Origin of the sequence: Pseudomonas sp. GL-R-26 (genome assembly GCF_019947365.1) — a bacterium.
Classification (GTDB): Bacteria; Pseudomonadota; Gammaproteobacteria; order Pseudomonadales; family Pseudomonadaceae; genus Aquipseudomonas.
In genome coordinates, this window is sequence record NZ_JAGYGI010000003.1 from 81725 (window position 1) to 107744 (window position 26020).

Genomic DNA, 26020 nt, shown 5'->3' on the forward strand with positions numbered 1-26020 from the left:
CAAGGTCAGGGCAATCTGATAGCACTGACCGTCAACGGTATTGGAGGAAGACGTTGTCTCGCCCGAACTGGTCACGCAGGGCTTGAATCAACGCATCCGCCGGATCGATTCGCCAGCCTTCGCCGAACTGCAACATGGCCTTCGCATCGGGGCTGGTGTAGTCCATGGTGACCGGGCACGCGCCGCGGTGACGCTTCAACAGTTCACCCAGCCAGCGTAGCTGATCGCCCTTGAGGTCCTTGGCATGCAACTTCAGGCGCAGGCTTTCGGCCAGATTGGTGCGCGCATCTTCCATGCTCATCACCCGCTTGACCCGCAATTTCAGGCCACCGGAGAAGTCGTCGTTGCTGACTTCGCCTTCGACCACCACCATCGCGTCGGTCTGCAACAGCGACTGCGCGGAATGGAACGCCTCGGAAAACAGCGAGGCCTCGATCCGTCCGGAGCGGTCGTCGAGGGTGATGAACCCCATCTTGTCGCCCTTTTTGTTCTTCATCACCCGCAAGGCGATGATCATCCCGGCAACCGTCTGGGTATCACGCGCCGGTTTCAGATCGATGATGCGCTGGCGGGCGAAGCGACGGATTTCACCTTCGTATTCGTCAATCGGGTGACCGGTCAGGTACAGGCCGAGGGTATCTTTCTCCCCTTTCAGGCGCTCCTTGAGGGTCAGCTCCTTGGCCTTGCGGTGATTGGCGTAGACGTCGGCGTCTTCTTCGACAAACAGACCGCCAAACAGGTCGGAGTGACCGCTGTCCTGGGTGCGCGCGGTCTGTTCGGCCGCCTTGATCGCTTCTTCCATGGCCGTCAGCAGCACCGCGCGATTGCGGTCGATGTTGGCCTGGTAGGCTTTCTGCTCATCGTGGAAATACGGCCCGAGGCGATCCAGGGCACCGCTGCGGATCAAACCGTCGAGGGTGCGCTTGTTGATGCGCTTGAGGTCGACCCGTGCGCAAAAATCGAACAGATCCTTGAACGGACCGGCCAGACGCGCTTCGGTGATCGCCTCGACCGGGCCCTCACCCACGCCCTTGATGGCGCCCAGGCCGTAAATGATCCGGCCTTCGTCGTTCACCGTGAACTTGAATTCGGACGTGTTCACGTCCGGCGCGTCGAGACGCAGCTTCATGGTCCGCACTTCTTCGATCAAGGTCACGACCTTGTCGGTGTTGTGCATATCCGCCGAGAGTACCGCGGCCATGAACGGCGCCGGGTAGTGCGCCTTCAGCCATGCGGTCTGGTACGACACCAGGCCGTAGGCGGCGGAGTGGGATTTGTTGAAGCCGTAACCGGCGAATTTTTCCACCAGGTCGAAAATGTTACCGGCGAGGTCGGCATCGATATTGTTGGTGGCGCAACCTTCAATGAAACCGCCACGCTGCTTGGCCATTTCCTCGGGTTTTTTCTTACCCATGGCTCGACGCAGCATGTCCGCACCACCGAGGGTGTAGCCGGCCATGACCTGGGCAATCTGCATCACCTGTTCCTGATACAGGATGATGCCGTAAGTCGGTGCCAGTACCGGCTTGAGGCCTTCGTACTGGTAGTCCGAGTGCGGATACGCCAGCTCGGCACGACCGTGCTTACGGTTGATGAAGTCGTCCACCATGCCCGATTGCAGCGGGCCCGGACGGAACAGTGCCACCAGTGCGATCAAGTCTTCCAGGCAGTCGGGCTTGAGCTTTTTGATCAGCTCCTTCATGCCCCGGGATTCAAGCTGGAACACCGCCGTGGTTTCGGCTTTTTGCAGCAAGGTGTAGGTCGGTTTGTCATCCAGCGGGATGAACGCGATATCCAGCGGCGGTTCGTTGACCTTGGCGCGGTCGCGGTTGATGGTTTTCAGCGCCCAGTCAATGATCGTCAGGGTCCGCAGACCGAGGAAGTCGAACTTCACAAGGCCGGCCGCCTCGACGTCGTCCTTGTCGAACTGGGTTACCAGGCCATCACCGGCCTCGTCGCAATAGATCGGCGAGAAGTCGGTCAGCTTGGTCGGCGCGATAACCACACCACCGGCGTGCTTGCCGACGTTACGCACAACGCCTTCGAGCTTGCGGGCCATCTCCCAGATTTCCGCGGCCTCTTCATCGACCTTGATGAAGTCGCGCAGGATCTCTTCCTGCTCGTAGGCCTTTTCCAGGGTCATGCCGACTTCGAACGGAATCATCTTCGACAGGCGATCCGCCAGGCCATAGGACTTGCCCTGCACCCGCGCCACGTCGCGGACCACAGCCTTTGCCGCCATGGAACCGAAGGTGATGATCTGGCTCACGGCGTTGCGGCCGTACTTCTCGGCCACGTAGTCGATTACCCGGTCGCGACCGTCCATGCAGAAGTCGACGTCGAAGTCGGGCATGGATACCCGTTCCGGGTTGAGGAATCGTTCGAACAGCAGGTCATATTCCAGCGGATCGAGGTCGGTGATCTTCTGTACGTAGGCCACCAGCGATCCGGCACCCGATCCACGGCCAGGGCCCACCGGTACGCCGTTGCTCTTGGCCCACTGAATAAAGTCCATCACGATCAGGAAGTAACCGGGGAACCCCATCTGGATGATGATACCCAGCTCGAAATTCAGCCGGTCGACATAGACCTGACGCTTGGCTTCGTAGTCTTCGGTGGTGTCTTTGGGCAGCAGAACGCTAAGCCGCTCCTCCAGACCGTCGAAGGACACCTTGCGGAAGTACTCGTCGATGGTCATGCCATCGGGGATCGGGAAGTTGGGCAGGAAGTGCGTGCCCAGCTTCACTTCGATGTTGCAGCGCTTAGCGATTTCGACGGTGTTTTCCAGCGCTTCGGGAATATCGCTGAACAGCTCGGCCATTTCATCGGCGCTTTTGAGGTACTGCTGATCGCTGTAATTCTTCGAGCGCCGCGGGTCGTCGAGGGCTCGGCCCTCACCGATGCACACACGGGTTTCGTGGGCGGCGAAGTCTTCCTGCTTGATGAAGCGCACATCGTTGGTCGCCACCAGCGGCGCACCGAGCTTCTCGGCCAGAGCCACGGCGCCGTGCAGTTGTTCTTCATCGTTGGGGCGATTGGTGCGCTGGATTTCCAGATAGAAACGATCCGGAAACACTTCCATCCATTCGCGAGCCAGGGTTTCGGCTTCGGCGGGGTTGCCGCTGAGCATGGCCTGGCCGATCTCACCTTCTTTGGCCGCCGACAGCATGATCAAGCCTGAGTTGGCTTCAGCAACCCATTCGCGTTCGATGATGACCGCGCCGTTACGCTGACCGTCGATGAAGCCGCGGGAAATCAGCTCGGTAAGGTTGCGATAGCCTTCGGCGTTCATCACCAGCAGGCTGATCCGGCTCAGGGGGTTGTCCGGATCCTTGTTCGACAGCCACAGGTCGGCGCCGCAGATCGGCTTGATCCCGGCACCCATGGCGTTTTTATAGAATTTGACCAGGGAACACATGTTGTTCTGGTCGGTGACCGCTACGGCAGGCATGTTCATGCCGACCAGGGTCTTGACCAGCGGTTTGATCCGCACCAGACCGTCGACCAGGGAGTATTCAGTGTGCAGGCGTAGGTGAACGAATGAAGCCGGCATAGTGATCCTGTCTATAAACATGAAGACAACAAGGCCCGGATTGTACCGGGCCTTGGTAAAAAAAATCAGCCTCGCGATCAGGGGGCGTTCTCAACTAGTTTCCCCACCGCGTTGTCGCCTTAAAGCGGGCCAGGCAAGGCGCAGGCCGCTGGGAATGGTTGCTCCCTTTCCAAGGCCTGCAACGCAGCCTGGCCCGCTTTAAGGCACAACCCGAAGGGCCGGGCCTGCTCTTGTGCAGGGCTGCGTTGCTCGAAGCTTATTTGGAATGACCAAACTACGCTTCTCGCGCCTTGCCCTGCACAAGAGCAGGCCCGGCGCGGTGGGGAAACTAGTTGAGAACGCCCCCTAATTCTCGATCAGGCTTTCCCGCGCCTCATACGCCAGACGCACCGGAGCAAACGAACGCCGGTGAATCGGGGTCGGCCCAAGACGGGCGAGCGCTTCCAGATGAACGGGTGTCGGATAGCCTTTATGCCCGCCGATGCCGTAACCCGGGTAGATCAACTCGAACGCAGCCATTTCACGATCACGGCTGACCTTGGCCAGAATCGATGCGGCAGCGATGGCGGGGACCTTGCTATCGCCCTTGACCACGGCTTCGGAGCGCATCGGCAGTTTCGGGCAACGGTTGCCGTCAATCATCGCCAGCTTCGGCTGAACGTGCAGCCCCGCGACCGCGCGCTGCATGGCCAGCATGGTGGCGTGCAGGATATTCAGTTCGTCGATTTCTTCGACTTCAGCGCGAGCGATGCACCAGCTCAGGGCTTTTTCGCAGATTTCGTCGTAGAGCTTTTCACGGCGGGCTTCGGTGAGTTTCTTCGAGTCGTTCAGGCCGAGGATCGGGCGGCTCGGATCAAGGATCACTGCCGCTGTCACCACCGCGCCACAGAGCGGGCCGCGACCGACTTCATCGACGCCGGCAACCAACTCTTCGACTTCAGCGACCAAGGTGAAATCCAGCCCCATCTGCATATTCGTTTTACTCATTTTACTTGGCCGATCAGGTTCAGCACTGCGTCCGCAGCCTGGTTGGAGGCATCCAGACGCAGGGTCCGGTGAATCTCGTCAAAACCGCGGGTCTGCTCTTCCCCACCGTCGATCAGCGGCGACAAGGTCTGGGCCAGCGCTTCGACCGTCGCATCGTCCTGCAATAGCTCGGGCACCAACAGACGCTGGGCCAACAGGTTCGGCAACGAAATGTAGGGGCTTTTCACCATGCGTTTGAGAATCCAGAACGTCAGCGGCGCCAGGCGGTAGGCGACCACCATCGGTCGCTTGTACAACAGCGCTTCAAGCGTTGCGGTGCCGGAGGCAATCAACACCGCATCGCACGCGGCCAAGGCCAGATGAGATTTGCCATCGAGCAAGGTCAGCGGCAGATCGCGACCGGCCAACAGTTCTTCGATCTGGGTCCGGCGCTGAGGACTGGCGCAGGGCATGACAAACCGCACACCCGGACGCATTGCCCGCAGGCGCTGGGCCGTATCGAGAAACAACGCACCGAGCCGGCCAACTTCACCGCCACGGCTACCGGGCATCAACGCCACCAGCGGCCCGTCGGGCAAACCGAGTTCGGCCCGCGCAGCAGCGCGATCGGCCTGGAGTGGAATGGCATCGGCCAGGGTATGGCCGACGAATCGCACCGGCACGCCTTTCTCTTCGTAGAATCTGGCTTCGAACGGGAACAGCGTGAGCATCAGGTCGCAGCCTTCGCGAATCTTCAGCACGCGTTTCTGCCGCCAGGCCCAGACTGACGGGCTGACGTAATGCACGGTCTTGATCCCGGCCTGGCGCAGCTTGAGTTCGATATTGAGGTTGAAGTCCGGCGCATCGATACCGATGAACACATCAGGCTTCGCATCGATCAGGTCCGCGACCAGTTTTTTGCGCCGCGCCAGCAACTCGCGCAGGCGGCCCAGGACTTCCACCAGCCCCATGACGGACAGACGTTCCATCGGGAAATACGGGGTCAGGCCTTCAGCCTGCATCAACGGACCACCAACACCGATGAACTCGACAGCAGGGTGACGAGCCTTGAGCGCGCGCATGAGACCCGCACCCAGAATGTCACCGGAAGCCTCACCTGCTACCAGCGCAATACGCAGATTGGCCATGATTAGCGGGTGATGCCGCGGGTCGAAGACTGGATGGAGTCGCGGAACACCGCTACTTCCGGGAACTGCGCAGAAGGCTCGGCCAGTTCGACGAGCGCCTGTTCCACGGTCAGGCCCTGGCGGTACACCACCTTGTAGGCACGACGCAGCGCGTGGATCGCATCTTCGCTAAAGCCCCGACGGCGCATGCCCTCGAAGTTCATGCTACGGGCTTCGGCAGGGTTACCGAACACCGTGACATACGCAGGAACATCCTTGCCGATCGCCGTACCCATGCCTGAGAAGCTGTGGGCGCCAATGTGGCAATACTGGTGAACCAGGGTAAAACCGGAGAGGATCGCCCAGTCTTCCACATGCACATGGCCCGCCAGTGCGGTGTTGTTCACCAGGATGCAGTGGTTGCCAATGACGCTGTCGTGGCCGATGTGGGCATAGGCCATGATTAGGTTGTGATCGCCCAGGGTCGTTTCCGAACGGTCCTGGATGGTGCCACGGTGAATCGTCACGCCTTCACGGATGACGTTGTGATCACCGATCACCAGGCGGGTTTCCTCGCCCTTGTACTTCAGGTCGGGTGTGTCTTCGCCCACCGAGGAAAACTGGTAGATGCGATTGTGCTTACCTATTCGGGTCGGGCCCTTGAGAATCACGTGTGGCCCGATGACTGTCCCCTCGCCGATTTCCACACCTGCGCCGACGATCGACCACGGGCCGACCTCGACGCCGTCAGCCAGAACGGCTGTCGGATCGATGATTGCACGAGGGTCAATCAAACTCATAGCTTGCGTTCCGCACAGATGATTTCAGCCGAGCAGACAGGCTTGCCATCGACCGAAGCCTGGCATTCGAATTTCCAGATCTGACGCTTGCAGCTGATGAACTTGGCTTCAAGGATCAACTGATCGCCCGGCAATACCGGCTGGCGGAAGCGCAGCTTGTCGGAACCGACGAAGTAATAGAGCGTGCCGTCGGCCGGTTTCACGTCGAGCATTTTGAAACCAAGGATCCCGGCAGCCTGAGCCATTGCCTCGATGATCAATACGCCCGGCATGATTGGATGCGCAGGGAAGTGACCGTTGAAGAACGGTTCGTTGATGCTGACATTCTTGTAGGCACGAATGCGCTTGCCTTCAACATCCAGCTCCACTACACGGTCCACCAGCAGGAACGGGTAACGGTGAGGCAGGTATTCGCGAATCTCGTTGATGTCCATCATTTCGGGGGGAAGCCTATGTAAAGATTGGGAGCGCGCGACTGACGCGCACCCCTCTAGCAAATCAAGGAGGCAGTCTAGCGGCTGTGCACACTTGATATGGAAATGGTATCAGCCATCTGATGAAGCATTACCGTCAGGGGTCACTTCCCCTACTTGCTTTTCCAGCTGGCGCAGACGTCGCGCGATGTCATCGAGCTGACGAATACGTGCCGCGCTTTTGCGCCACTCGGCAGCCGGCTGCATGGCTGTACCGGAAGAATAGGCGCCTGGCTCGGTAATCGAGTGGGTCACCATGGTCATCCCGGTAATGAAAACGTTGTCACAAATGTCGATGTGTCCCACCAGCCCTACACCACCGGCGAGCATGCAATGCTTGCCGATTTTGGTACTGCCGGAGATCCCGACGCACGCCGCCATGGCGGTGTGATCCCCCACTTGAACGTTGTGGGCAATCTGAATCTGGTTATCGAGCTTCACGCCGTTACCGATGACGGTATCGGCCAACGCACCGCGATCTATAGCCGTGTTCACGCCGATTTCAACATCATCGCCGATCAGCACACCACCGATCTGGGCGATTTTCTGCCAGATACCCTTCTCATTGGCAAAGCCGAAGCCTTCGCCGCCGAGCACTGCACCCGACTGAATGACAACCCGCTTGCCGACGCGAACGTCGTGATACAAGGTCACCCGCGGCGCGAGCCAGCCACCCTCACCCACCACGCTGCGAGCACCAATGAAGCAATGCGCGCCGACAGTCGTACCGGCTGCCACCTGCGCTCCGCTTTCGATCACCACAAAAGCGCCGATACTCGCCGCAGGGTCGACAACCGCATCCGCCGCGATCACCGCCGTCGGATGAATCCCGACTGTGGCCTTGGGCTTGGGATCGAACAGGTGAGAAACACGTGCGTAGGCTGCGTACGGATCCGGTACCACCAGCACATCCCCGCAATGACCTTCGGCGTCAGCGGCTTTGAGCAACAGGGCTGCAGCCTGACTGCCTGCCAGGTACTTACGGTATTGGGGGTTTGCAAGAAAGCTCAACTGAGCTGGGCCAGCCTCCTGCAAGGTGGCTAGCCCAGTAATTGCTTTCTCGGGGTCGCCACGTAGGGTGGCGCCGAGGAACTCGGCCAGTTGGCCGAGCTTAATGGTCACGGTCATGGGTTACTTCAGCTGATTCATGCGCTCGATAACCTGGCGAGTGATGTCGTACTGAGGCTTGACATCAATCACTGCGCCACGCTCGAAGACCAGGTCAAAAGCACCTTTCTTGATGACTTCTTCCACAGCGCTGTCCAGTTTCGGCTTGAGCTGCTTCAGCATTTCACGGTCGGCAACGGCTTTGGCTTCGTTCAGTTCCTTGGACTGGAACTGGAAGTCACGGGCCTTTTGCTTGAATTCAAGCTCCAGACGCTCGCGCTCGCCCTGCTGCATTTTGTCGCCACCGGCCATCAGGCGGTCCTGAATGCCCTTGGCGCTGGTTTCCAGCGCCTTGAGCTTGGTCAGCTGAGGACCGAACTTCTTCTCGGCATCCACGGCGTATTTCTTGGCCGCGTCGGACTCCAGCAAAGCCATCTGATAGTTCAGAACAGCAATTTTCATGTCGGCGAACGCCGGACCTGCTACCAGTACGGTCGCCAGGAGAACCAATTGAGTCAACTTACGCACGATGCACTCCTACAAAAGCCATTGTCGTTATTTTGGGACAGACGCTTAGAACGTCTGGCCAAGAGAGAATTGGAACACCTGGGTTTCAGCGTTATCCGGTTCTTTTACTGGCATGGCCAACGCAAAGCTCAGAGGACCCAGCGCGGTGACCCATGTCACACCTACACCGACGGAACTGGCCAGGTTGCTCAGACTGACATCGTTACACTGCGTATTGGACTTCGAAGTTGGGTCAGTGTTGGAAAACTGAGTGCACTTGGAGTCGAACACGTTACCCACGTCCCAGAATACCGAAGTCCGCAGCGAGCGCTGATCCTTGACGAATGGCAGCGGGAACAGAATCTCAGCACCACCTTGAATCAGGACGTTACCACCGAACGGCAGTGGATCCTGGTCCGGGTCAGCAAGAGTACCCGGGTTGCCAGTACTGAGTACGCCGCGGCTCGGAGTACTACGCGGCCCCAATGTACTGTCCTTGAAGCCACGAACCGAGTTGAAACCACCAGCATAGTAGTTTTCATAGAATGGCAAGCCATCGGTCGAACCGTAACCGTCGCCATAACCCAATTCGGTGTGCAGGCGCATGGTGTAGTTTTCGCTCAGTGGCTGGAACAGCTGGCCACGGTAATCGAGCTTGAAGAACGACAGGTCGCTACCCGGTACGGTGACTTCCGCCGTCACGCTTTGAGAATGACCACGGGTCGCCAATACACCTTTGTTCAGGGTGGATTCGGACCAGCCGGCCGAAGCCTTGAAGTTCAGGTACTGATCGCCTTCACGGTTAACGAAGTCGAAAATTTCGTCGACGGTGTATTGACCGGTCTTGATCTTGTCCTCTTGCGCAGTCAGGCCGAAGGTCAGACGCGAAGTCTCGCTGATCGGGTAGCCGACGCTCACGCCTGCACCCAGACTGTCCACGGCATAGCTCGCTACATCGACGTCGAGGTCGTTGTAGTCGGTGGTGCGGTAGAACGCGTTGTAACCCAGGCTCACGCCATCAGCCGTCCAGTAGGGGTCGACAAAACCAAAGTTGTAACGCGTCTGGTATTGGCTTTTGGTCAAGCCGACGCTGACCTTGTTACCGGTACCCAGGAAGTTGTTCTGAGTGATCGAACCACCAAGGATCAGACCGGCGCTCTGGGCAAAACCGACGCTGGCGGTAATCGAACCGGAGGCTTGTTCTTCAACGCTGTAGTTGACGTCCACCTGGTCATCGACACCTGGCACGGCCGGGGTCTCAACGTTGACTTCCTTGAAGAAGCCCAGACGCTCCAGACGGGTCTTGGATTGGTCGATCAGGTAGGTCGAAGCCCAGCCGCCTTCCATCTGACGCATTTCACGACGCAGCACTTCGTCTTCGGACTTGGTGTTGCCACGGAAGTTGATGCGGTTCACATAGGCACGCTTGCCCGGATCGACCGCGAACAGGATGTCTACGGTGTGATCTTCATCGTGCGGTTGAGGCACGCCGTTGACGTTGGCGAAGGTATAACCTTCGTTACCCAGGCGACGGGTGATCAGTTCGGAGGTGGTGGTCATCAGCTTGCGCGAGAACACCTGGCCTTTTTGCACCAGCAGCAGGGACTTGACCTGGTCCTCAGGGACTTTCAGGTCACCGCTGAGCTTGACGTCACGAACGGTGTACTTCTCGCCTTCGTTGACGTTGACGGTGATGTACACGTGCTTCTTGTCTGGCGTAATGGAGACCTGGGTCGAAGCGATATCCATGTTGATATAGCCACGATCCAGGTAATAGGAACGCAGACGCTCCAGGTCACCGGACAGTTTTTCACGGGCGTACTTGTCGTCGTTCTTGAAGAACGACAACCAGTTGGTGGTCTTGAGTTCGAACAGGTCGATCAGGTCTTCATCAGGGAAGACCGTGTTGCCCACCACGTTGATGTGCTGGATAGCCGCAACGGTGCCTTCGTTGATGTTGACCTTCAGGCCGACGCGGTTACGCGGCTGTGGCACCACTTCGGTGTCGACGGTAGCCGAGTAGCGACCCTGGGCGACGTACTGGCGTTGCAGCTCGTTACGCACACCTTCAAGGGTGGCACGCTGGAAAATCTCGCCTTCGGCCAGACCGGATTGCTTGAGGCCTTTCATCAGGTCTTCGGTAGAGATCGCCTTGTTGCCTTCGATCTCGATACTGGCGACCGACGGGCGCTCGACTACCGTGATGACCAGGACGTTGCCATCGCGGCCCAGCTGGATATCTTGAAAGAAACCGGTTTTGAACAACGCACGAGTGGATTCCACCAGGCGACGATCATCCGCCTGTTCACCGACGTTCAACGGCAAAGCACCAAAGACGCTACCCGCGGAGACCCGCTGGAGGCCATTGACGCGAATATCAGAGATAGTGAAGGACTCGGCGTGAACTTCGGCGATCATCAATACGGTGAGAACCGCAGTTAGCAGCAGACGTTTCATGAAGTCCTTTCTTATTCCAACTGGCAATAAACAAACTGCCGCAAAATGCGGCAGATTCGCAATTCAGCGAAGCGTTACAGTCGACCCAGATCATTGACCAGAGCAAGCAACATCACCCCGACCACCAAACTGATGCCGATCTGTATCCCCCAACCTTGCACCCGATCTGACAAGGGACGACCACGCGCCCACTCGATCAGATAAAACAACAAATGCCCCCCATCCAGTACCGGAATGGGCAACAAATTCAGAACGCCCAAGCTAATACTCAGATAAGCAAGGAAATTCAGGAAATCAGCAACACCCGACTGGGCCGAAGCGCCCGCCACTTTAGCAATGGTTATCGGTCCACTCAAGTTTTTTACCGAGAGCTCGCCGAACAACATTTTCTTCAGTGAATCGAGGGTCAGCACGCTCATGGTCCAGGTGCGTCGAGCCCCCTCGCCAATTGCTGCCAATGGCCCGTAACTGACCTCGCGGATCATCTCCGGTGGCCAGTCGATCGCCTTCACCCCAGCCCCCAAATAACCGCTGGGTGACTTGCTCTCGCCGCGAGCGGCAAGCGTCACAGGGACGTCGATTTGAGCACCGTCGCGCTCAACCCGCAGCATGATTTTGGTAGCAGGATGCATACGGACGGTATCGACAACCTGCTGCCAGTCATCCAGCGTACGACCATCGAGCGCCAGCAACCGGTCTCCGGTCTTCAGGCCGGCAGCCTGAGCCGGCCCCTTTGGATCGAGTTCGGCCAGGACAGGCGGCAATGCCGGACGCCACGGACGAATCCCCAACGAATGGATAGGGTCAGGCTCGTCAGCCCCTTTGAGCCATTTGTCCAGCGCAAGTTCACGAGGAGAATCGGCCGTGGAACCTTGTTCGCGCACCATTATCTGCAACGAACCGCTTTCGCCCAGGCGACGCACAAGCTGCAGGTTCACCGCCGCCCAGCCGGAAGTTGCCTCGCCATCAATGGCCACGATTTCCTGGCCGGGGCTCAAACCTGCCTTGGCCGCAATACTGCCGGACTCGACAGCGCCGATGACCGGACGCACCTGCTCGCTGCCGAGCATCGCCAATACCCAGAAGAACGCGAATGCCAGCAGGAAGTTGGCAATCGGCCCCGCTGCTACGATGGCAATGCGCTGACGAACGGATTTACGATTGAAGGCTTGATCAAGCTGATCGAGCGGTACTTCACCTTCGCGCTCGTCGAGCATTTTGACGTAGCCGCCCAACGGAATGGCGGCGACGACAAATTCGGTGCCCTGCTTGTCGTGCCAGCGCAGCAAAGGCATGCCGAAGCCTACGGAGAAGCGCAGTACTTTGACCCCACAGCGACGCGCGACCCAAAAATGGCCGAACTCGTGGAAGGTAACCAGCACACCCAGTGCGACCAGGGTGCCGACAATCATATAGAGCGCGCTCATCTACTTTCTCCGCATTCCTATCCGCTGCTGCCTGGGCCAACTATCCGCAGCATTTACCGCCCGTGGCGGCTCAACCATTGTCCGGCCAGCAATCGCGCCTTCGCGTCTGCCGTGAACACTGCATCGAGATCATCCACTGCCACTACGGGCTCCAGACTCAGTACTTCTTCGATGATACTCGCGATTTCCGGGTAACGAACCCGTTCGTCGAGAAATGCTGCCACCGCCACTTCGTTCGCCGCATTGAGCATGGCCGGCGCGCTGTTACCCGCTTCGGCCGCCTGACGGGCCAGACGCAGGCAAGGGAAACGCTCTTCATCGGGCGCCTGGAAGTCCAGCCGCGCAATGGCAAACAGATCCAGCGGCGCCACACCAGAATCGATCCGCTCAGGCCAGGCCAGGGCATTGGCGATGGGCGTGCGCATATCCGGATTACCCAGCTGCGCCAGAACAGAACCATCGACGTAGTCGACCAGCGAATGGATCACACTTTGCGGGTGAATCACCACCTCGACCTGGGATGGCCTGGCATCAAACAGCCAGCAGGCCTCGATCAACTCAAGTCCCTTGTTCATCATGCTGGCCGAGTCAACGGAGATTTTTCGCCCCATGGACCAGTTCGGGTGAGCACACGCCTGATCGGGAGAAACATGCGCCAGCTCAGCCATTGGCGTCTGTCGGAACGGACCGCCGGAAGCCGTCAGCAAAATCCGACGTACGCCGACTGCCTCAAGGCCACGGGCATAATCCAGCGGCATGCACTGGAAAATGGCGTTGTGCTCGCTATCGATCGGCAGCAATACCGAACCGCTCTTGCGCACCGCCTGCATGAACAGCGCACCGGACATGACCAGCGCTTCTTTATTGGCCAGGAGAATCTTCTTGCCGGCCTCGACTGCCGCCAGTGTCGGGCGCAATCCCGCTGCACCGACGATGGCCGCCATGACTGTATCGACTTCCGGATCGGAAGCGACCTGACACAAACCTTCCTCACCCACCAGAACACGGGTCGAAAGACCCGCAGCGCGCAAATCATCCTGCAGGGTGCGGGCAGCTGCGACTTCAGGCACTACGGCAAATCGCGGCACATGGCGCACGCAGAGCGCCAGCAATTCACTCAAGCGGGTGAAGCCAGTCAAGGCAAAGACCTGATATCGATCAGGGTGACGAGCGATGACGTCGAGCGTACTCAGGCCAATCGAGCCGGTCGCGCCCAGAACGGTAATCTGTTGCGGGCGGCTCATGGGGTCGCCATCCACAGCAGCACCGCAAACACCGGGATCGCTGCCGTCAGGCTGTCGATTCGATCCAGCACGCCGCCGTGACCGGGAAGCAGATTGCTGCTGTCCTTGATCCCGGATTGACGCTTGAACATGCTTTCAGTGAGATCACCCACCACCGAAATGAACACGATCAGCGCGGCACCGATCAACCCTTTGAACAATTCGGCCACCGTCCAGTCGCGTACCAGAGCAACGATTGTGGTAATCACCAGGCTCAGCGCCAGACCACCGTACACGCCTTCCCAGCTTTTGCCCGGACTGACCTGCGGTGCGAGCTTGCGCTTGCCGAAAGCACGACCGGAGAAGTAGGCGCCAATATCGGCACCCCAGACCAACACCATCACCGCCATGATCAGCCAGTTACCCAACGGGTGTTGCTTGATCTGCACCAGACCTTGCCAGGCCGGCAGGAGAATCAACAGGCCGATCACCAATTTGGTCGCCGCAGTGGACCAATGCTCGCTCGAACGCGGATAGGTCAGCACCAGATACGTCGCCACAGCCCACCACAACACTGAAGCACCCAATACCCAAGGTGCGAGGCCGGGCAGGATGTACATGAGGAGCAGCGCCAAAGCGACCACAGCGGCATAGCCAACGCGGAACGCTTGACCGGCGAAACCCGCCAGACGCGCCCATTCCCAGGCACCAAGGGTCACGACCAGCCCGATGAACAGTGCAAAACCGGAACCTTCGAGCAGGAAAAACCCGCACAGGGCAATCGGTAGCAGGATCAGTGCGGTGATGATTCGTTGTTTAAGCATTAAACCCGGGCTCCAGCCTCGACCTGCTCGCTCGTTTTACCGAAGCGGCGCTGGCGGGAAGCGTAATCGGCCAGCGCATTGCGCATGGCATCGTGTTTGAAGTCCGGCCAGAACAGGTCGGAGAAATACAGCTCGGCATAGGCCAGCTGCCAGAGCAGGAAATTGCTGATGCGGTGCTCGCCACCGGTGCGGATACACAGGTCCGGCAGCGGCAGGTCGCCCGTGGCCAGGCAGGTCTGCAGCAGATCAGGCGTAATGTCTTCCGGACGCAGGTGTCCGGCCTGGACCTCTCGTGCCAGTCGCTGCGCAGCTTGCGCGATGTCCCACTGCCCGCCGTAATTGGCGGCGATCTGCAGCACAAAACGATTGGCGCCGGCCGTCATGGCCTCGGCTTCACGCATGGCTGCCTGCAGCTCGGGATGAAAGCGCGAGCGGTCCCCAATGATCCGCAGGCTGATGTTGTTGTCGTTGAGGCGCTTGGCCTCACGACGCAGCGCCTTGAAGAACAGATCCATCAAAGCGCTGACCTCATCGGCCGGACGCTGCCAGTTCTCGCTGGAAAAGGCGAACAGAGTCAGCACTTCGACCTTGGCCTCGGCACAAACTTCAATGACGGCACGTACCGCATCCACGCCCGCTTTATGCCCGGCGACACCCGGCATAAAGCGTTTTTTCGCCCAGCGATTGTTACCATCCATGATGATCGCGACATGGCGCGGCACCGCGGACGGTGCAGACTGCTTGGTCTTTTCCATGAAAACGCGACCCTTATACGGCCATCAGGTCTTTTTCTTTCTGCGCCAGGTCCGCGTCGATTTTAGCCACGAACTTCTTGGTCAGATCGTCGATCTCGCCAGTCGCACGACGCTCTTCGTCTTCGCTGATCTCTTTTTCCTTGACCAGATCCTTGAGCTGGCTGTTGGCATCGCGACGGATGTTGCGCACGGCAACACGGGCATCTTCAGCGACGTCACGAGCCTGCTTGGTGAAGCCCTTGCGGGTTTCTTCGGTCAGGGCAGGCATGGAGATCAACAGCAGCTCGCCGAGGTTGGTCGGGTTCAGGTTCAGACCTGCGCTACCGATCGCCTTGTCGACGGCACCCAGCATGTTGCGCTCGAAAGCAACGACTTGCAGGGTACGGGCGTCCTTGACGGTGATGTTGGCCACTTGCTTGATCGGGGTGTCGGAGCCGTAGTACGGCACCATCACGCCTTCCAGAATGCTCGGGTGCGCCTGGCCAGTACGAATGCGGCCGAAGTTGTGCGCCAGCGACTCCACGGACTTCTGCATGCGCTCTTGAGCGTCTTTCTTGATTTCGTTGATCATTGTTGGCCTTCCTCGATCAGGGTTCCTTCAGCGCCGCCATGTACGATGTTCAGCAGGGCGCCGGGCTTGTTCATGTTAAATACGCGTAGCGGCATCTTGTGGTCGCGGCACAGGCAAATGGCCGTCAGATCCATCACACCCAGCTTGCGATCCAGCACTTCATCGTAGGTCAGATGATCGAACTTCTCGGCATGCGGGTCTTTGAACGGGTCAGCGGTGTAGACGCCATCGACCTTGGTCGCCTTGAGCACGACATCGGCATCGATTTCGATTGCACGCAGGCAGGCTGCCGAATCCGTCGTAAAGAACGGGTTGCCGGTACCGGCCGCGAAAATCACCACGTCCTTGGAATTCAAGTGGCGCATTGCCTTGCGACGATCGTAGTGATCGGTCACGCCAACCATGGAAATAGCGGACATCACGATGGCCGAGATGTTGGCGCGCTCGAGGGCGTCGCGCATGGCCAGGGCGTTCATCACAGTGGCCAGCATGCCCATGTGGTCGCCGGTGACACGGTCCATGCCAGCCTTGCTCAGCGCTTCACCACGGAACAGATTGCCACCACCGATAACCAGACCGACCTGAACACCGATGCCGACCAGCTGGCCAACTTCCAATGCCATGCGATCCAGAACTTTCGGATCGATCCCGAACTCTTCCGAGCCCATCAGGGCCTCGCCGCTAAGCTTGAGTAGAATGCGTTTATAGCGAGCCTGATAACCACTGCCCTGCTGAGCCATTGCGAATCTCTCCTGCGGCGTATTTTAAAAATTCTTTGCGAGCTGTTTACAGCTGGCGCTCACTCTAGCTTGGCGCTGCTTCAGCGCCATCGGAACATGGCTTTGTAAGCCAGTTCCAAAGGGAAACCAAATAAAAATTGATACCCCATCTGAAAAGAGGCTGCGCGCGTGAGCGGGCAGCCTCTTCTGGGCGACAGTCAAAAACCGTCTTATTGCTTGGCGGCAGCCAGCTGGGCAGCAACTTCTTCTGCGAAGTTGTCCACTGGCTTCTCGATGCCTTCGCCTACTTTGAAGTAAGTGAAGGAAACGATTTCAGCGCCGGCTTTCTTGGCCAGGGCACCTACGGTGACTTCCGGATTCATGACGAAAGCTTGCTCAACCAGGCTGGCTTCAGCCAGGAACTTGCTGATGCGGCCGGCGATCATCTTCTCGACGATTTCAGCTGGCTTGCCTTTCATCTTGTCTTCGTTCAGGGTCAGGAAAACGCCCTTCTCGCGCTCGATGGCTTCTGGCGAAACCTGCGATGGCAGCAGGAATTCAGGGTTGCTTGCCGCCACGTGCATGGCGATCTCTTTGGCCAGCTGAACATCGCCGCCCTTGAGAACAACAGCAACACCGATCTTGTTACCGTGCAGGTAGGTGCCGACAACGTCACCCTCTACACGTACCAGACGACGAATGTTGACGTTCTCGCCTACTTTGGCAACCAGAGCTTCACGAGCCGTTTCCTGAGCGGCGATCAGCGGAGCTGCGTCGGTCAGTTTTTCGTCGAAGGCTTTTTCTACGCTGGCAGCAACGAAGTTCTTGAAGTCGTCTTGCAGGGCCAGGAAGTCGGTCTGCGAGTTGACTTCCAGCAGCACGGCTACCTTGTCGTCAGCCTTGATGGCGATAGCGCCTTCAGCGGCAACGTTGCCGGCTTTCTTGGCGGCCTTGATGGCGCCCGAAGCACGCATGTCATCAATGGCTTTCTCGATGTCGCCGCCAGCCTTGGTCAAGGCCTTTTTGCAATCCATCATGCCTTCGCCAGTACGCTCGCGCAGTTCTTTGACCAACGCTGCAGTAATCTCTGCCATTTCAAAATCCTCTTGGATAGGTTTTCAACCATTCCACCCGATCGAACGGGCGATCAATTCTTCCCGAACCACCCTTGTTAGCTGCCGCACGTTACAGATAGAGCAGTGGGCGCCGACAAATGGTTTTCGAGGTGGCAAAAAGGGGGCCAAGCCCCCTTTTTGCTTACTGAGTCAACGCCAAGGCGTCAATTACTCAGCTGCAGCCTGAGTTTCTTCAGCTGCGAACTCTACAGTGCCGCCGGCAACATTGTTGCGACCACGGATAACAGCGTCAGCCATCGAACCCATGTACAGCTGGATAGCGCGGATTGCGTCATCGTTGCCTGGGATGATGTAGTCAACGCCTTCCGGGCTGCTGTTGGTATCGACTACGCCGATAACCGGGATGCCCAGCTTGTTGGCTTCGGTGATCGCGATGCGCTCGTGATCAACGTCGATAACGAACAGAGCGTCTGGCAGACCGCCCATGTCCTTGATACCACCCAGGGAACGATCCAGCTTTTCCAGGTCACGAGTGCGCATCAGCGCTTCTTTCTTGGTCAGCTTGGCGAAAGTACCGTCTTCGGCTTGAACTTCAAGGTCACGCAGACGCTTGATGGAAGCACGGATGGTTTTGAAGTTGGTCAGCATACCGCCCAACCAGCGGTGATCGACGTACGGCGAACCGCAACGTGCTGCTTCTTCAGCAACGATCTTGCCAGCGGAACGCTTGGTGCCGACGAACAGAATCTTGTTTTTGCCCTGGGCCAGACGCTCTACGAAAGTCAGAGCTTCGTTGAACATTGGCAGGGTTTTTTCAAGGTTGATGATGTGAATCTTGTTACGCGCGCCGAAAATGTACTTGCCCATTTTCGGGTTCCAGTAACGGGTCTGGTGACCGAAGTGCACACCGGCCTTCAGCATATCGCGCATGTTGACTTGGGACATGATAGTTCCTTAATAAGTCGGGTTTGGCCTCCACGTATCCCAATGACCAACCAGCAGCATCAGCTGAAGGCACCCAGGTCATCGTGTCGACACGTGTGTGGATTTAGGCTTTACGGGACATCCCCGGAAAGCGGCGCATTTTATACCACAAGGCAGGGCAAAACGGAACCCGGATTCTGAAATCCTGGCGAGCGTTTTGCTCCATCCCTTGGAATCCGCCAAGAATGCACCATTCTATAGAGAGAAGCGATGCACACAGGCGCAGATTTGCACTGATCGTCTGGTAGAATCGCATTTTTCAGGGCTGCGAAAATCCATCGCGAAACGCCCTTTCCGTTTAGAAAGCGCCGCCTGGCGCAGAGAGAGCCTGTATGACCGTCACCCTCAAAACCCCCGAGGATATTGCCAAAATGCGTATCGCCGGCAAACTGGCCGCCGATGTGCTGGAAATGATTGCCGAATACGTCAAGCCAGGCGTTACCACCGATCAACTGAACCAGATCTGCCATGACTACATCGTCAATGAGCAGAAAGCCATCCCTGCCCCGCTCAACTACAAGGGCTATCCGAAGTCGATCTGCACCTCGATCAACCATGTGGTCTGCCACGGCATCCCGAACGACAAGCCGCTCAAGGATGGCGACACCCTGAACATCGACGTCACCGTCATCAAGGACGGTTTCCACGGCGACACCAGCCGCATGTTCCACGTCGGCAACGTGCCGGTCTGGGCCGAACGCCTGTCCCAGGTGACCCAGGAATGCATGTACAAGGCGATCGAGATCGTCAAACCCGGCTGCCGCTTGGGCGACATCGGCGAAATAATCCAGAAGCACGCGGAAAAGAACGGTTTCTCGGTGGTTCGCGAATTCTGCGGCCATGGTATCGGCAAGGTATTCCACGAAGAACCGCAGATCCTGCACTACGGCCGCGCGGGCACCGGCATGGAACTCAAGGCTGGCATGACCTTCACCATCGAGCCGATGATCAACCAGGGCCGTGCCGACACCAAGGTACTGGGTGACGGCTGGACCGCGATCACCAAGGACCGCAAGCTCTCGGCACAGTGGGAACACACCCTGCTGGTGACCGAAACCGGCTACGAGATCTTCACCCTGCGCAGCGATGACACCATCCCTCGCGTTTCGGCCTGATCCCGTTACCGTACATCGCCTATAGAAAGGAAAGCCAATCGATGCCGCAGGTGGATCCCGAACTCTTCGACCGCGGCCAGTTCCAGGCTGAACTGGCCCTGAAGGCAAGCCCGATCGCGGCCTTCAAGAAGGCGATCCGCCAGGCCCGCGAAGTGCTCGACACGAGGTTTCGCAACGGCCGGGACATTCGCCGACTGATCGAGGATCGCGCCTGGTTCGTCGACAACATCCTGCAAAAGGCCTGGGAGCAGTTCAGCTGGAGCGAGGACGCCGACATCGCGCTGGTCGCGGTCGGTGGCTACGGCCGTGGCGAATTGCACCCTTATTCCGATATCGATTTGCTGATCCTGCTGGACAGCGCCGACCACGAGGTTTTCCGCGATTCCATCGAGCGTTTTCTGACGCTGTTGTGGGACATCGGCCTGGAGGTCGGTCAGAGTGTTCGTTCAGTCGATGAATGCGCCGTCGAGGCCCGCGCCGACCTGACGGTCGTCACCAACCTGATGGAAAGCCGCACCATCGCCGGCCCCGAGCATCTGCGCCAGCGCATGCTGGACGTCACCGGCACCGGGCACATGTGGCCGAGCAAGGACTTCTTCCTGGCCAAGCGTGCCGAACAAAAGGCTCGCCACCACAAGTACAACGACACCGAATACAACCTGGAACCCAACGTCAAAGGCTCCCCCGGCGGCCTGCGGGATATCCAGACGATACTGTGGGTGGCCCGTCGCGAGTACGGCACCCTGAACCTGCGGGCACTGGCTGGCGAAGGATTCCTGGTCGAGAGTGAAAACGCCCTGCTCGCCTCCTCCCAGGAGTTCCTGTGGAAGGTTCGCTATGCCCTGCACATGCTGGCCGGCCGCTCCGAAGACCGACTGCTGTTCGATCACCAGCGCACCATTGCCGGGCTGCTGGGCTTCAAAGGCGACGACGCCAAGCAAGCCATCGAAAACTTTATGCAACAGTATTATCGGGTGGTGATGAGCATCGCCCAGCTCAGTGACCTGATCATCCAGCACTTCGAGGAAGTCATCCTCGCACCGGAAGACGAATCACCACCGCAGCCGATCAACTCGCGCTTCCAGTTGCATGACGGCTACATCGAGGCACGCAACGACAACGTCTTCCGCCGCACCCCCTTCGCCATGCTCGAAATCTTCGTGCTGATGGCCCAGCAGCCGGAAATCAAGGGCGTGCGCGCCGACACCATTCGTCTGCTGCGGGAACACCGCCACCTGATCGACGACGACTTCCGTAACGATATTCGCAACACCAGCCTGTTTATTGAATTGTTCAAATGCAAGATCGGCATCCACCGCAACCTGCGGCGAATGAACCGTTACGGCATCCTTGGACGCTATCTGCCCGAATTCGGATTCATCGTCGGGCAGATGCAACACGACCTGTTCCACATCTATACGGTCGATGCCCACACACTGAACCTGATCAAACACCTGCGTAAGTTGCAGTACACCCAGGTGTCGGAAAAATTCCCGCTGGCCAGCAAAACCATGGGCAAACTGCCCAAACCCGAGCTGATCTACATGGCCGGCCTGTACCACGACATCGGCAAAGGCCGGCATGGCGATCACTCGGACATCGGCGCCGTGGATGCCGAGGCCTTTTGCCAACGACACCAACTGCCCACATGGGATAGCCGCCTGATCGTTTGGCTGGTGCAAAACCACCTGGTGATGTCGACCACCGCCCAGCGCAAGGACTTGTCCGACCCGCAGGTGATCCACGATTTCGCCCAGATCGTCGGCGACGAAACCCGCCTCGACTACCTGTATGTGCTGACCGTCTCCGACATCAACGCCACCAACCCGACCCTGTGGAACTCCTGGCGCGCCAGCCTGCTGCGCCAGCTCTACACCGAGACCAAGCGCGCCCTGCGTCGCGGCCTGGAGAACCCGGTGGATCGCGAAGAGCAGATCCGCCAGACACAGAGCGCCGCCCTGGATATCCTGGTGCGCGGCGGCACCGACCCGGACGATGTCGAGCAGTTGTGGGCGCAGTTGGGTGATGACTATTTCCTGCGTCACACCGCCGGCGACGTCGCATGGCACAGTGACGCGATCCTCCAGCAACCGGCCGACGGCGGGCCACTGGTGCTGATCAAGGAAACCACCCAGCGCGAGTTCGAAGGCGGTACACAGATCTTCATCTACGCCCCGGACCAGCACGACTTCTTTGCCGTGACCGTGGCCGCGATGGACCAGCTCAACCTGAACATTCACGACGCCCGGGTCATCACCTCCAGCAGCCAGTTCACCCTCGACACCTATATCGTGCTCGACACCGACGGCGACTCGATTGGCGATAATCCGGCGCGGGTCAAACAGATCCGCGAAGGCCTGACTGAAGCCCTGCGCAACCCGGACGACTACCCGACCATCATCCAGCGTCGGGTGCCGCGTCAGCTCAAGCATTTCGCCTTTGCACCACAGGTGACGATCCACAACGACGCCCAGCGCCCAGTGACGGTTCTGGAACTCACGGCGCCCGACCGCCCGGGCCTGCTGGCGCGGATTGGCACGATTTTCCTGGAGTTCGATCTGTCGTTGCAGAACGCCAAGATCGCCACCCTCGGCGAGCGCGTGGAAGACGTGTTCTTCATTACCGACGCCAACAATCAGCCGTTGTCCGACCCTCTGCTGTGCAGCCGCCTGCAGGACGCGATCGTCGAACAACTGAGCGTCAACCAGGAACCTGATATCAAACTGTCGCGCATCAGCATCTGAATCAACACATATCCCCCTGTGGGAGCGCCTGTGGCGAGGGGGCTTGCCCCCGTTTAAGTGCTTAGCACTCACAAGATCTTTGGTAAATCAGAGAATTTGGGGCAGCTTCGCAGCCCAACGGGGGCAAGCCCCCTCGCCACAAGCCCGCTCCCACATTGAACGAGGCCCCCGATGAACAACGCTCTGTCCCAGCTCCAGCCCTACCCGTTCGAGAAACTCCGCGCCCTGCTCGGCAGCGTGACGCCGAACCCGGACAAGCGTCCGATCGCGCTGTCCATCGGCGAGCCGAAACACCGTTCGCCAAGCTTTGTCGCCGAGGCCCTGGCCAGCAATCTGGAAAAAATGGCCGTGTACCCGACCACCCTCGGTATCCCGGAGCTGCGTGAAGCCATCGCGGCCTGGTGCGAGCGTCGTTTCGATGTCCCCAAGGGCTGGATCGACCCGGCGCGCAACGTGCTGCCGGTCAACGGCACCCGCGAGGCGCTGTTCGCCTTCACCCAGACCGTGGTCAACCGTGGCGATGACGCGCTGGTGGTCAGCCCGAACCCGTTCTACCAGATCTACGAAGGCGCGGCGTTCCTCGCCGGGGCCAAGCCGCATTACCTGCCTTGCCTGGACGAAAACGGCTTCAACCCTGATTTCGACGCCGTGTCGCCGGACATCTGGAAACGCTGCCAGATCCTGTTCCTGTGCTCGCCAGGCAACCCGACCGGCGCCTTGATTCCAGTGGAAACCTTGAAAAAGCTGATCGCCCTGGCCGACGAATACGACTTCGTGATTGCCGCCGATGAGTGCTACAGCGAACTGTACTTCGACGAACAAACCCCGCCACCAGGCCTGCTCAGCGCCTGCGCGGAACTGGGTCGAAAGGACTTCAAGCGTTGCGTGGTGTTCCACAGCCTGTCCAAGCGCTCGAACCTGCCGGGCCTGCGCTCGGGCTTTGTGGCCGGTGATGCCGACGTCCTCAAGGGCTTCCTGCTCTACCGCACCTACCATGGCTGCGCGATGCCGGTTCAAACCCAACTGGCCAGCGTTGCTGCGTGGAATGACGAAGTGCATGTGCGCGCCAATCGGGCGCTGTACCGCGAGAAGTTCGATGCGGTGCTGGAAATCCTCAGCCCGGTCATGGACGTACAGCGTCCGGATGGCAGCTTCTACCTGTGGCCGAATGTCGCCGGTGACGACGCAGCGTTCTGCCGTGACCTGTTCGAGCAGGAACATGTGACCGTGGTGCCGGGCTCTTACCTGTCGCGGGATGTCGATGGCGTCAATCCGGGAGCCGGGCGTGTGCGCATGGCACTGGTTGCGCCACTGGCAGAATGTGTCGAGGCTGCCGAGCGTATTCGCGCGTTCATCCAGCGCCGGTAAGAGCCAGGTTTACTTCACCTGGCCAAGCTTGGCCTCACTCAGATCCAGCTCCCCCAACACCTCACGCAACACGTCATCACCAATCTGGTGATGACGACTGAGGCTATACAACTCAAGGCGTTGCGCCCGCAGCGCCTTCAAGCGCAAACGCCGTTCCAGCAAGTCCATCTGAAACGCCAGGGCTTGCGCCTCAGCGGAATCGTTGAATACCTCCAATTGATGCCGATACTCGGACATGATTCGCGCCTTGAGCTCAGCGGCCAGCGCGGATTGAGCTGCGTCCTGCGGGTTGACCTCTTCTGTCTCAAGCGCATGAATGGCCGCCTCGGCGGTCTTGCGCCAGGCGTCGCGCACTTCATTGCGCCGCTTGTCGTCCGGGCTGGCTTCTATGCCACGCAACAACAGTGGCAGCGCGATGCAGGCCGCAATCAACGACAGCAGAATCACCCCGGCAGCAATAAAGATCAGCAAGTCGCGTTCGGGAAATGCATCGGAGCCCATCAATATCGGCACCGACATCACACCCGCCAGCGTCACGGCCCCGCGCACGCCGCCGACAGTCAGTAACCAACAGGAACGCGCGCTGGGCACCCGGGTTATCTCAGCCTTGCCACGCCAACGCCGCACAAAAATGGACAGCCGCCAGATGCTTTGCACCCAGACGAACCGCAAAGCCAGCAGCACCAGGAAAATCGCCACCACGTCCAGCCCGCGATACAGCAACGTCGGCCATAGTGAGGTTTCGTGACTTGCCACCGCCTTGATGATGTCCGGCAACTGCAAACCCAACAGCAGGAAGATCAAACCGTTGAAGGCGAACTCCAGCAGCGACCAGACACTTCGATTGAGCAAGCGCGTGTTGGTCTGGCGCGGCAGCAGGTCGAGCCAGCTCTGCATCATCCCCGCCGCCACCGCGGACAGGATGCCCGACACTTCCATGCGCTCGGCCAGCACATAGGCCGCAAACGGCAGCAGCAACATGAACACCACATGCGTCGCCGGATCATCCCAGCCCCGCGCGATCATCCACGCCCGCAGACGGCCGACCAGCCAGCTCAGGGCCACCCCGACAGCCAGGCCACCCACCGCGACCAGTACGAACGTCAGGCTGGCATTGGCCAGCGAGAACACGCCGGTCACCGCCGCCACCAGGGCAAACTTGAATGTCACCAGGCCTGATGCGTCGTTCATCAGCGCCTCGCCCTGCAAGATATGCATCAACGGGGTCGGTAGTCGATTGCGGGAAATGGCCGACACCGCCACCGCATCCGTCGGTGACAGCACAGCCGCCAGGGCGAACGCCACCGGCAACGGCACACCGGGCAGCAGCCAATGAATGAAATACCCGGCGCCGACCACGGTGAACAGCACCAGGCCCACTGCCAGGGTCAGGATCGGGCCGCGCAAGTGCCAGAATTCGCGCTTGGGCATGCGCCAGCCGTCGGAGAACAACAGTGGCGGCAGGAACAGAAACAGGAACAGTTCGGGATCGAGGGCTACATGCAGGCCGAGCGTCGGCCAGGCAAGCAAGGCTCCGGCGGCAATCTGCACCAACGGCAACGGCAGCGGAACCACCCGTCCGATCAGGCGCGAAACGCCGACCAGCATCAACAGGATCAGGACGGTGTAGGCGGTTTGCATAAAGCGGGATTCCCGGGCAATCGACAGCATTGAAGTGCCATATTAGCCGCTTAGACTACCGGTGGCCCTTGCACCTATGTCGCACCCTGAACGCGCCAATCCCTGCGGGAGCGAGCTTGCTCCCACAGGTTTTGCGTTTTAACTCAATGCACATGGCATAATCCGTCACCTTTACATTTACGGCACCTGCAAAGGGGGCAATTCCTTGACCGTTTCAAGCAAAACGTTGCACCTTTTCGGCATCAAAGCCTGCGACACCATGAAAAAGGCGCGCACCTGGCTCGATGAACACGCTGTCAGCTATGACTTTCATGATTACAAATCGGTCGGTATCGACCGTGAACACCTGACCCAATGGTGCAGCGAGCACGGTTGGGAAGTGGTGTTGAACCGTGCAGGCACGACCTTTCGCAAGCTCGACGACGAACGCAAAGCCGATCTCGACCAGACGAAAGCCATCGAACTGATGCTCGCACAACCCTCGATGATCAAGCGCCCGGTGCTCGATCTCGGTGACCGAACCCTGATTGGCTTCAAGCCAGATATCTACGCGGCCGCGCTCAAGTAAGCAGCCCGTTCAATT

General features: G+C 59.1%; 21 protein-coding genes. 4 read left to right on the forward strand and 17 right to left on the reverse strand.

Annotated features, from left to right (window positions below; translation table 11 throughout):
- Window positions 1-31: 31 nt before the first annotated feature.
- From dnaE to rpsB, 16 genes are all read right to left on the reverse strand, one after another.
- Window positions 32-3553, reverse strand: a complete 3522-nt coding sequence (dnaE, locus tag KGA96_RS05140; protein WP_046041145.1) for a DNA polymerase III subunit alpha — start codon at window positions 3551-3553, stop codon at window positions 32-34.
- Between the two features lie 345 nt (window positions 3554-3898).
- Entirely contained in the window at window positions 3899-4525 is a 627-nt protein-coding gene (gene rnhB, locus KGA96_RS05145; RefSeq protein WP_046041144.1) for a ribonuclease HII, read from the reverse strand.
- 11 nt (window positions 4526-4536) lie between these two features.
- The gene (gene lpxB, locus KGA96_RS05150) at window positions 4537-5667 is read right to left on the reverse strand and encodes a lipid-A-disaccharide synthase (RefSeq protein WP_223511906.1); all 1131 of its coding nucleotides are present in this window, start codon (window positions 5665-5667) and stop codon (window positions 4537-4539) included.
- A 2-nt stretch (window positions 5668-5669) separates the two neighbouring features.
- The gene (gene lpxA / locus KGA96_RS05155) at window positions 5670-6446 is read right to left on the reverse strand and encodes an acyl-ACP--UDP-N-acetylglucosamine O-acyltransferase (RefSeq protein WP_046041139.1); all 777 of its coding nucleotides are present in this window, start codon (window positions 6444-6446) and stop codon (window positions 5670-5672) included.
- Window positions 6443-6883: a 3-hydroxyacyl-ACP dehydratase FabZ gene (gene fabZ / locus KGA96_RS05160; protein WP_007978374.1), complete on the reverse strand. Its 441-nt coding sequence runs from the start codon at window positions 6881-6883 to the stop codon at window positions 6443-6445. Before fabZ ends, lpxA begins: the two co-directional genes overlap by 4 nt.
- A gap of 108 nt (window positions 6884-6991) precedes the next feature.
- Window positions 6992-8047 (reverse strand): UDP-3-O-(3-hydroxymyristoyl)glucosamine N-acyltransferase, encoded by a 1056-nt coding sequence (lpxD, locus tag KGA96_RS05165; RefSeq protein ID WP_046041137.1) that lies wholly within the window; start codon window positions 8045-8047, stop codon window positions 6992-6994.
- 3 nt (window positions 8048-8050) lie between these two features.
- Window positions 8051-8554, reverse strand: coding sequence for an OmpH family outer membrane protein (locus KGA96_RS05170; protein ID WP_046041136.1), 504 nt, complete (start codon window positions 8552-8554; stop codon window positions 8051-8053).
- Window positions 8555-8599: 45 nt separating this feature from the next.
- Window positions 8600-10990, reverse strand: a complete 2391-nt coding sequence (gene bamA, locus KGA96_RS05175) for an outer membrane protein assembly factor BamA (protein WP_046041135.1) — start codon at window positions 10988-10990, stop codon at window positions 8600-8602.
- Window positions 10991-11064: 74 nt separating this feature from the next.
- Window positions 11065-12417: a sigma E protease regulator RseP gene (gene rseP / locus KGA96_RS05180; protein ID WP_046041133.1), complete on the reverse strand. Its 1353-nt coding sequence runs from the start codon at window positions 12415-12417 to the stop codon at window positions 11065-11067.
- 53 nt (window positions 12418-12470) lie between these two features.
- Window positions 12471-13661 (reverse strand): 1-deoxy-D-xylulose-5-phosphate reductoisomerase, encoded by a 1191-nt coding sequence (gene ispC / locus KGA96_RS05185; protein ID WP_046041130.1) that lies wholly within the window; start codon window positions 13659-13661, stop codon window positions 12471-12473.
- Complete coding sequence (locus KGA96_RS05190) at window positions 13658-14464, reverse strand: phosphatidate cytidylyltransferase (protein ID WP_046041129.1); 807 nt, start codon at window positions 14462-14464, stop codon at window positions 13658-13660. Before KGA96_RS05190 ends, ispC begins: the two co-directional genes overlap by 4 nt.
- Entirely contained in the window at window positions 14464-15219 is a 756-nt protein-coding gene (uppS, locus tag KGA96_RS05195; protein ID WP_046041127.1) for a polyprenyl diphosphate synthase, read from the reverse strand. The genes KGA96_RS05190 and uppS overlap by 1 nt, the downstream gene beginning before the upstream one ends.
- Before the next feature lie 13 nt (window positions 15220-15232).
- Window positions 15233-15790 carry a ribosome recycling factor gene (gene frr / locus KGA96_RS05200; protein WP_008000041.1) on the reverse strand — a complete coding sequence of 186 codons (558 nt, stop codon included), beginning with the start codon at window positions 15788-15790 and terminating at the stop codon, window positions 15233-15235.
- Window positions 15787-16530 (reverse strand): UMP kinase, encoded by a 744-nt coding sequence (pyrH, locus tag KGA96_RS05205; protein ID WP_003222124.1) that lies wholly within the window; start codon window positions 16528-16530, stop codon window positions 15787-15789. Before pyrH ends, frr begins: the two co-directional genes overlap by 4 nt.
- A 209-nt stretch (window positions 16531-16739) precedes the next feature.
- Window positions 16740-17603, reverse strand: a complete 864-nt coding sequence (tsf, locus tag KGA96_RS05210) for a translation elongation factor Ts (RefSeq protein ID WP_046041122.1) — start codon at window positions 17601-17603, stop codon at window positions 16740-16742.
- Between the two features lie 189 nt (window positions 17604-17792).
- Window positions 17793-18530, reverse strand: coding sequence for a 30S ribosomal protein S2 (gene rpsB, locus KGA96_RS05215; RefSeq protein WP_008052780.1), 738 nt, complete (start codon window positions 18528-18530; stop codon window positions 17793-17795).
- A 371-nt stretch (window positions 18531-18901) separates the two neighbouring features.
- Between rpsB and map the strand changes: the two genes are divergently transcribed.
- From map to dapC, 3 genes are all read left to right on the forward strand, one after another.
- Window positions 18902-19684: a type I methionyl aminopeptidase gene (map, locus tag KGA96_RS05220; protein WP_057716174.1), complete on the forward strand. Its 783-nt coding sequence runs from the start codon at window positions 18902-18904 to the stop codon at window positions 19682-19684.
- 41 nt (window positions 19685-19725) lie between these two features.
- A complete protein-coding gene (locus KGA96_RS05225; protein WP_223466573.1) occupies window positions 19726-22428 on the forward strand; it encodes a [protein-PII] uridylyltransferase in 2703 nt (900 codons plus the stop codon).
- A 171-nt stretch (window positions 22429-22599) separates the two neighbouring features.
- A complete protein-coding gene (gene dapC / locus KGA96_RS05230; RefSeq protein WP_046041114.1) occupies window positions 22600-23796 on the forward strand; it encodes a succinyldiaminopimelate transaminase in 1197 nt (398 codons plus the stop codon).
- 9 nt (window positions 23797-23805) lie between these two features.
- Here the strand turns inward: dapC and KGA96_RS05235 are convergent, their stop codons facing one another.
- Window positions 23806-25437 (reverse strand): Na+/H+ antiporter, encoded by a 1632-nt coding sequence (locus tag KGA96_RS05235; protein ID WP_046041282.1) that lies wholly within the window; start codon window positions 25435-25437, stop codon window positions 23806-23808.
- Window positions 25438-25696: 259 nt separating this feature from the next.
- Here KGA96_RS05235 and KGA96_RS05240 point away from each other — a divergent pair, with 259 nt between their 5' ends.
- On the forward strand, window positions 25697-26005 hold the full coding sequence (locus KGA96_RS05240) for an arsenate reductase (RefSeq protein WP_259674438.1): 309 nt from the start codon (window positions 25697-25699) through the stop codon (window positions 26003-26005).
- The last annotated feature ends 15 nt before the right edge of the window (window positions 26006-26020 follow it).

What these genes read in the sequence shown, in the direction of transcription:
- map (WP_057716174.1), top strand. Translation starts at nt 18,902, where the DNA reads ATGACCGTCACCCTCAAAACCCCCGAGGATATTGCCAAAATGCGTATC.
- KGA96_RS05225 (WP_223466573.1), top strand. Translation starts at nt 19,726, where the DNA reads ATGCCGCAGGTGGATCCCGAACTCTTCGACCGCGGCCAGTTCCAGGCT.
- uppS (WP_046041127.1), bottom strand. Translation starts at nt 15,219, where the DNA reads ATGGAAAAGACCAAGCAGTCTGCACCGTCCGCGGTGCCGCGCCATGTC.
- lpxA (WP_046041139.1), bottom strand. Translation starts at nt 6,446, where the DNA reads ATGAGTTTGATTGACCCTCGTGCAATCATCGATCCGACAGCCGTTCTG.
- pyrH (WP_003222124.1), bottom strand. Translation starts at nt 16,530, where the DNA reads ATGGCTCAGCAGGGCAGTGGTTATCAGGCTCGCTATAAACGCATTCTA.
- rpsB (WP_008052780.1), bottom strand. Translation starts at nt 18,530, where the DNA reads ATGTCCCAAGTCAACATGCGCGATATGCTGAAGGCCGGTGTGCACTTC.
- frr (WP_008000041.1), bottom strand. Translation starts at nt 15,790, where the DNA reads ATGATCAACGAAATCAAGAAAGACGCTCAAGAGCGCATGCAGAAGTCC.
- bamA (WP_046041135.1), bottom strand. Translation starts at nt 10,990, where the DNA reads ATGAAACGTCTGCTGCTAACTGCGGTTCTCACCGTATTGATGATCGCC.
- ispC (WP_046041130.1), bottom strand. Translation starts at nt 13,661, where the DNA reads ATGAGCCGCCCGCAACAGATTACCGTTCTGGGCGCGACCGGCTCGATT.
- rseP (WP_046041133.1), bottom strand. Translation starts at nt 12,417, where the DNA reads ATGAGCGCGCTCTATATGATTGTCGGCACCCTGGTCGCACTGGGTGTG.
- KGA96_RS05190 (WP_046041129.1), bottom strand. Translation starts at nt 14,464, where the DNA reads ATGCTTAAACAACGAATCATCACCGCACTGATCCTGCTACCGATTGCC.
- lpxD (WP_046041137.1), bottom strand. Translation starts at nt 8,047, where the DNA reads ATGACCGTGACCATTAAGCTCGGCCAACTGGCCGAGTTCCTCGGCGCC.
- rnhB (WP_046041144.1), bottom strand. Translation starts at nt 4,525, where the DNA reads ATGCAGATGGGGCTGGATTTCACCTTGGTCGCTGAAGTCGAAGAGTTG.
- dnaE (WP_046041145.1), bottom strand. Translation starts at nt 3,553, where the DNA reads ATGCCGGCTTCATTCGTTCACCTACGCCTGCACACTGAATACTCCCTG.
- KGA96_RS05240 (WP_259674438.1), top strand. Translation starts at nt 25,697, where the DNA reads ATGAAAAAGGCGCGCACCTGGCTCGATGAACACGCTGTCAGCTATGAC.
- lpxB (WP_223511906.1), bottom strand. Translation starts at nt 5,667, where the DNA reads ATGGCCAATCTGCGTATTGCGCTGGTAGCAGGTGAGGCTTCCGGTGAC.
- dapC (WP_046041114.1), top strand. Translation starts at nt 22,600, where the DNA reads ATGAACAACGCTCTGTCCCAGCTCCAGCCCTACCCGTTCGAGAAACTC.
- fabZ (WP_007978374.1), bottom strand. Translation starts at nt 6,883, where the DNA reads ATGATGGACATCAACGAGATTCGCGAATACCTGCCTCACCGTTACCCG.
- KGA96_RS05235 (WP_046041282.1), bottom strand. Translation starts at nt 25,437, where the DNA reads ATGCAAACCGCCTACACCGTCCTGATCCTGTTGATGCTGGTCGGCGTT.
- tsf (WP_046041122.1), bottom strand. Translation starts at nt 17,603, where the DNA reads ATGGCAGAGATTACTGCAGCGTTGGTCAAAGAACTGCGCGAGCGTACT.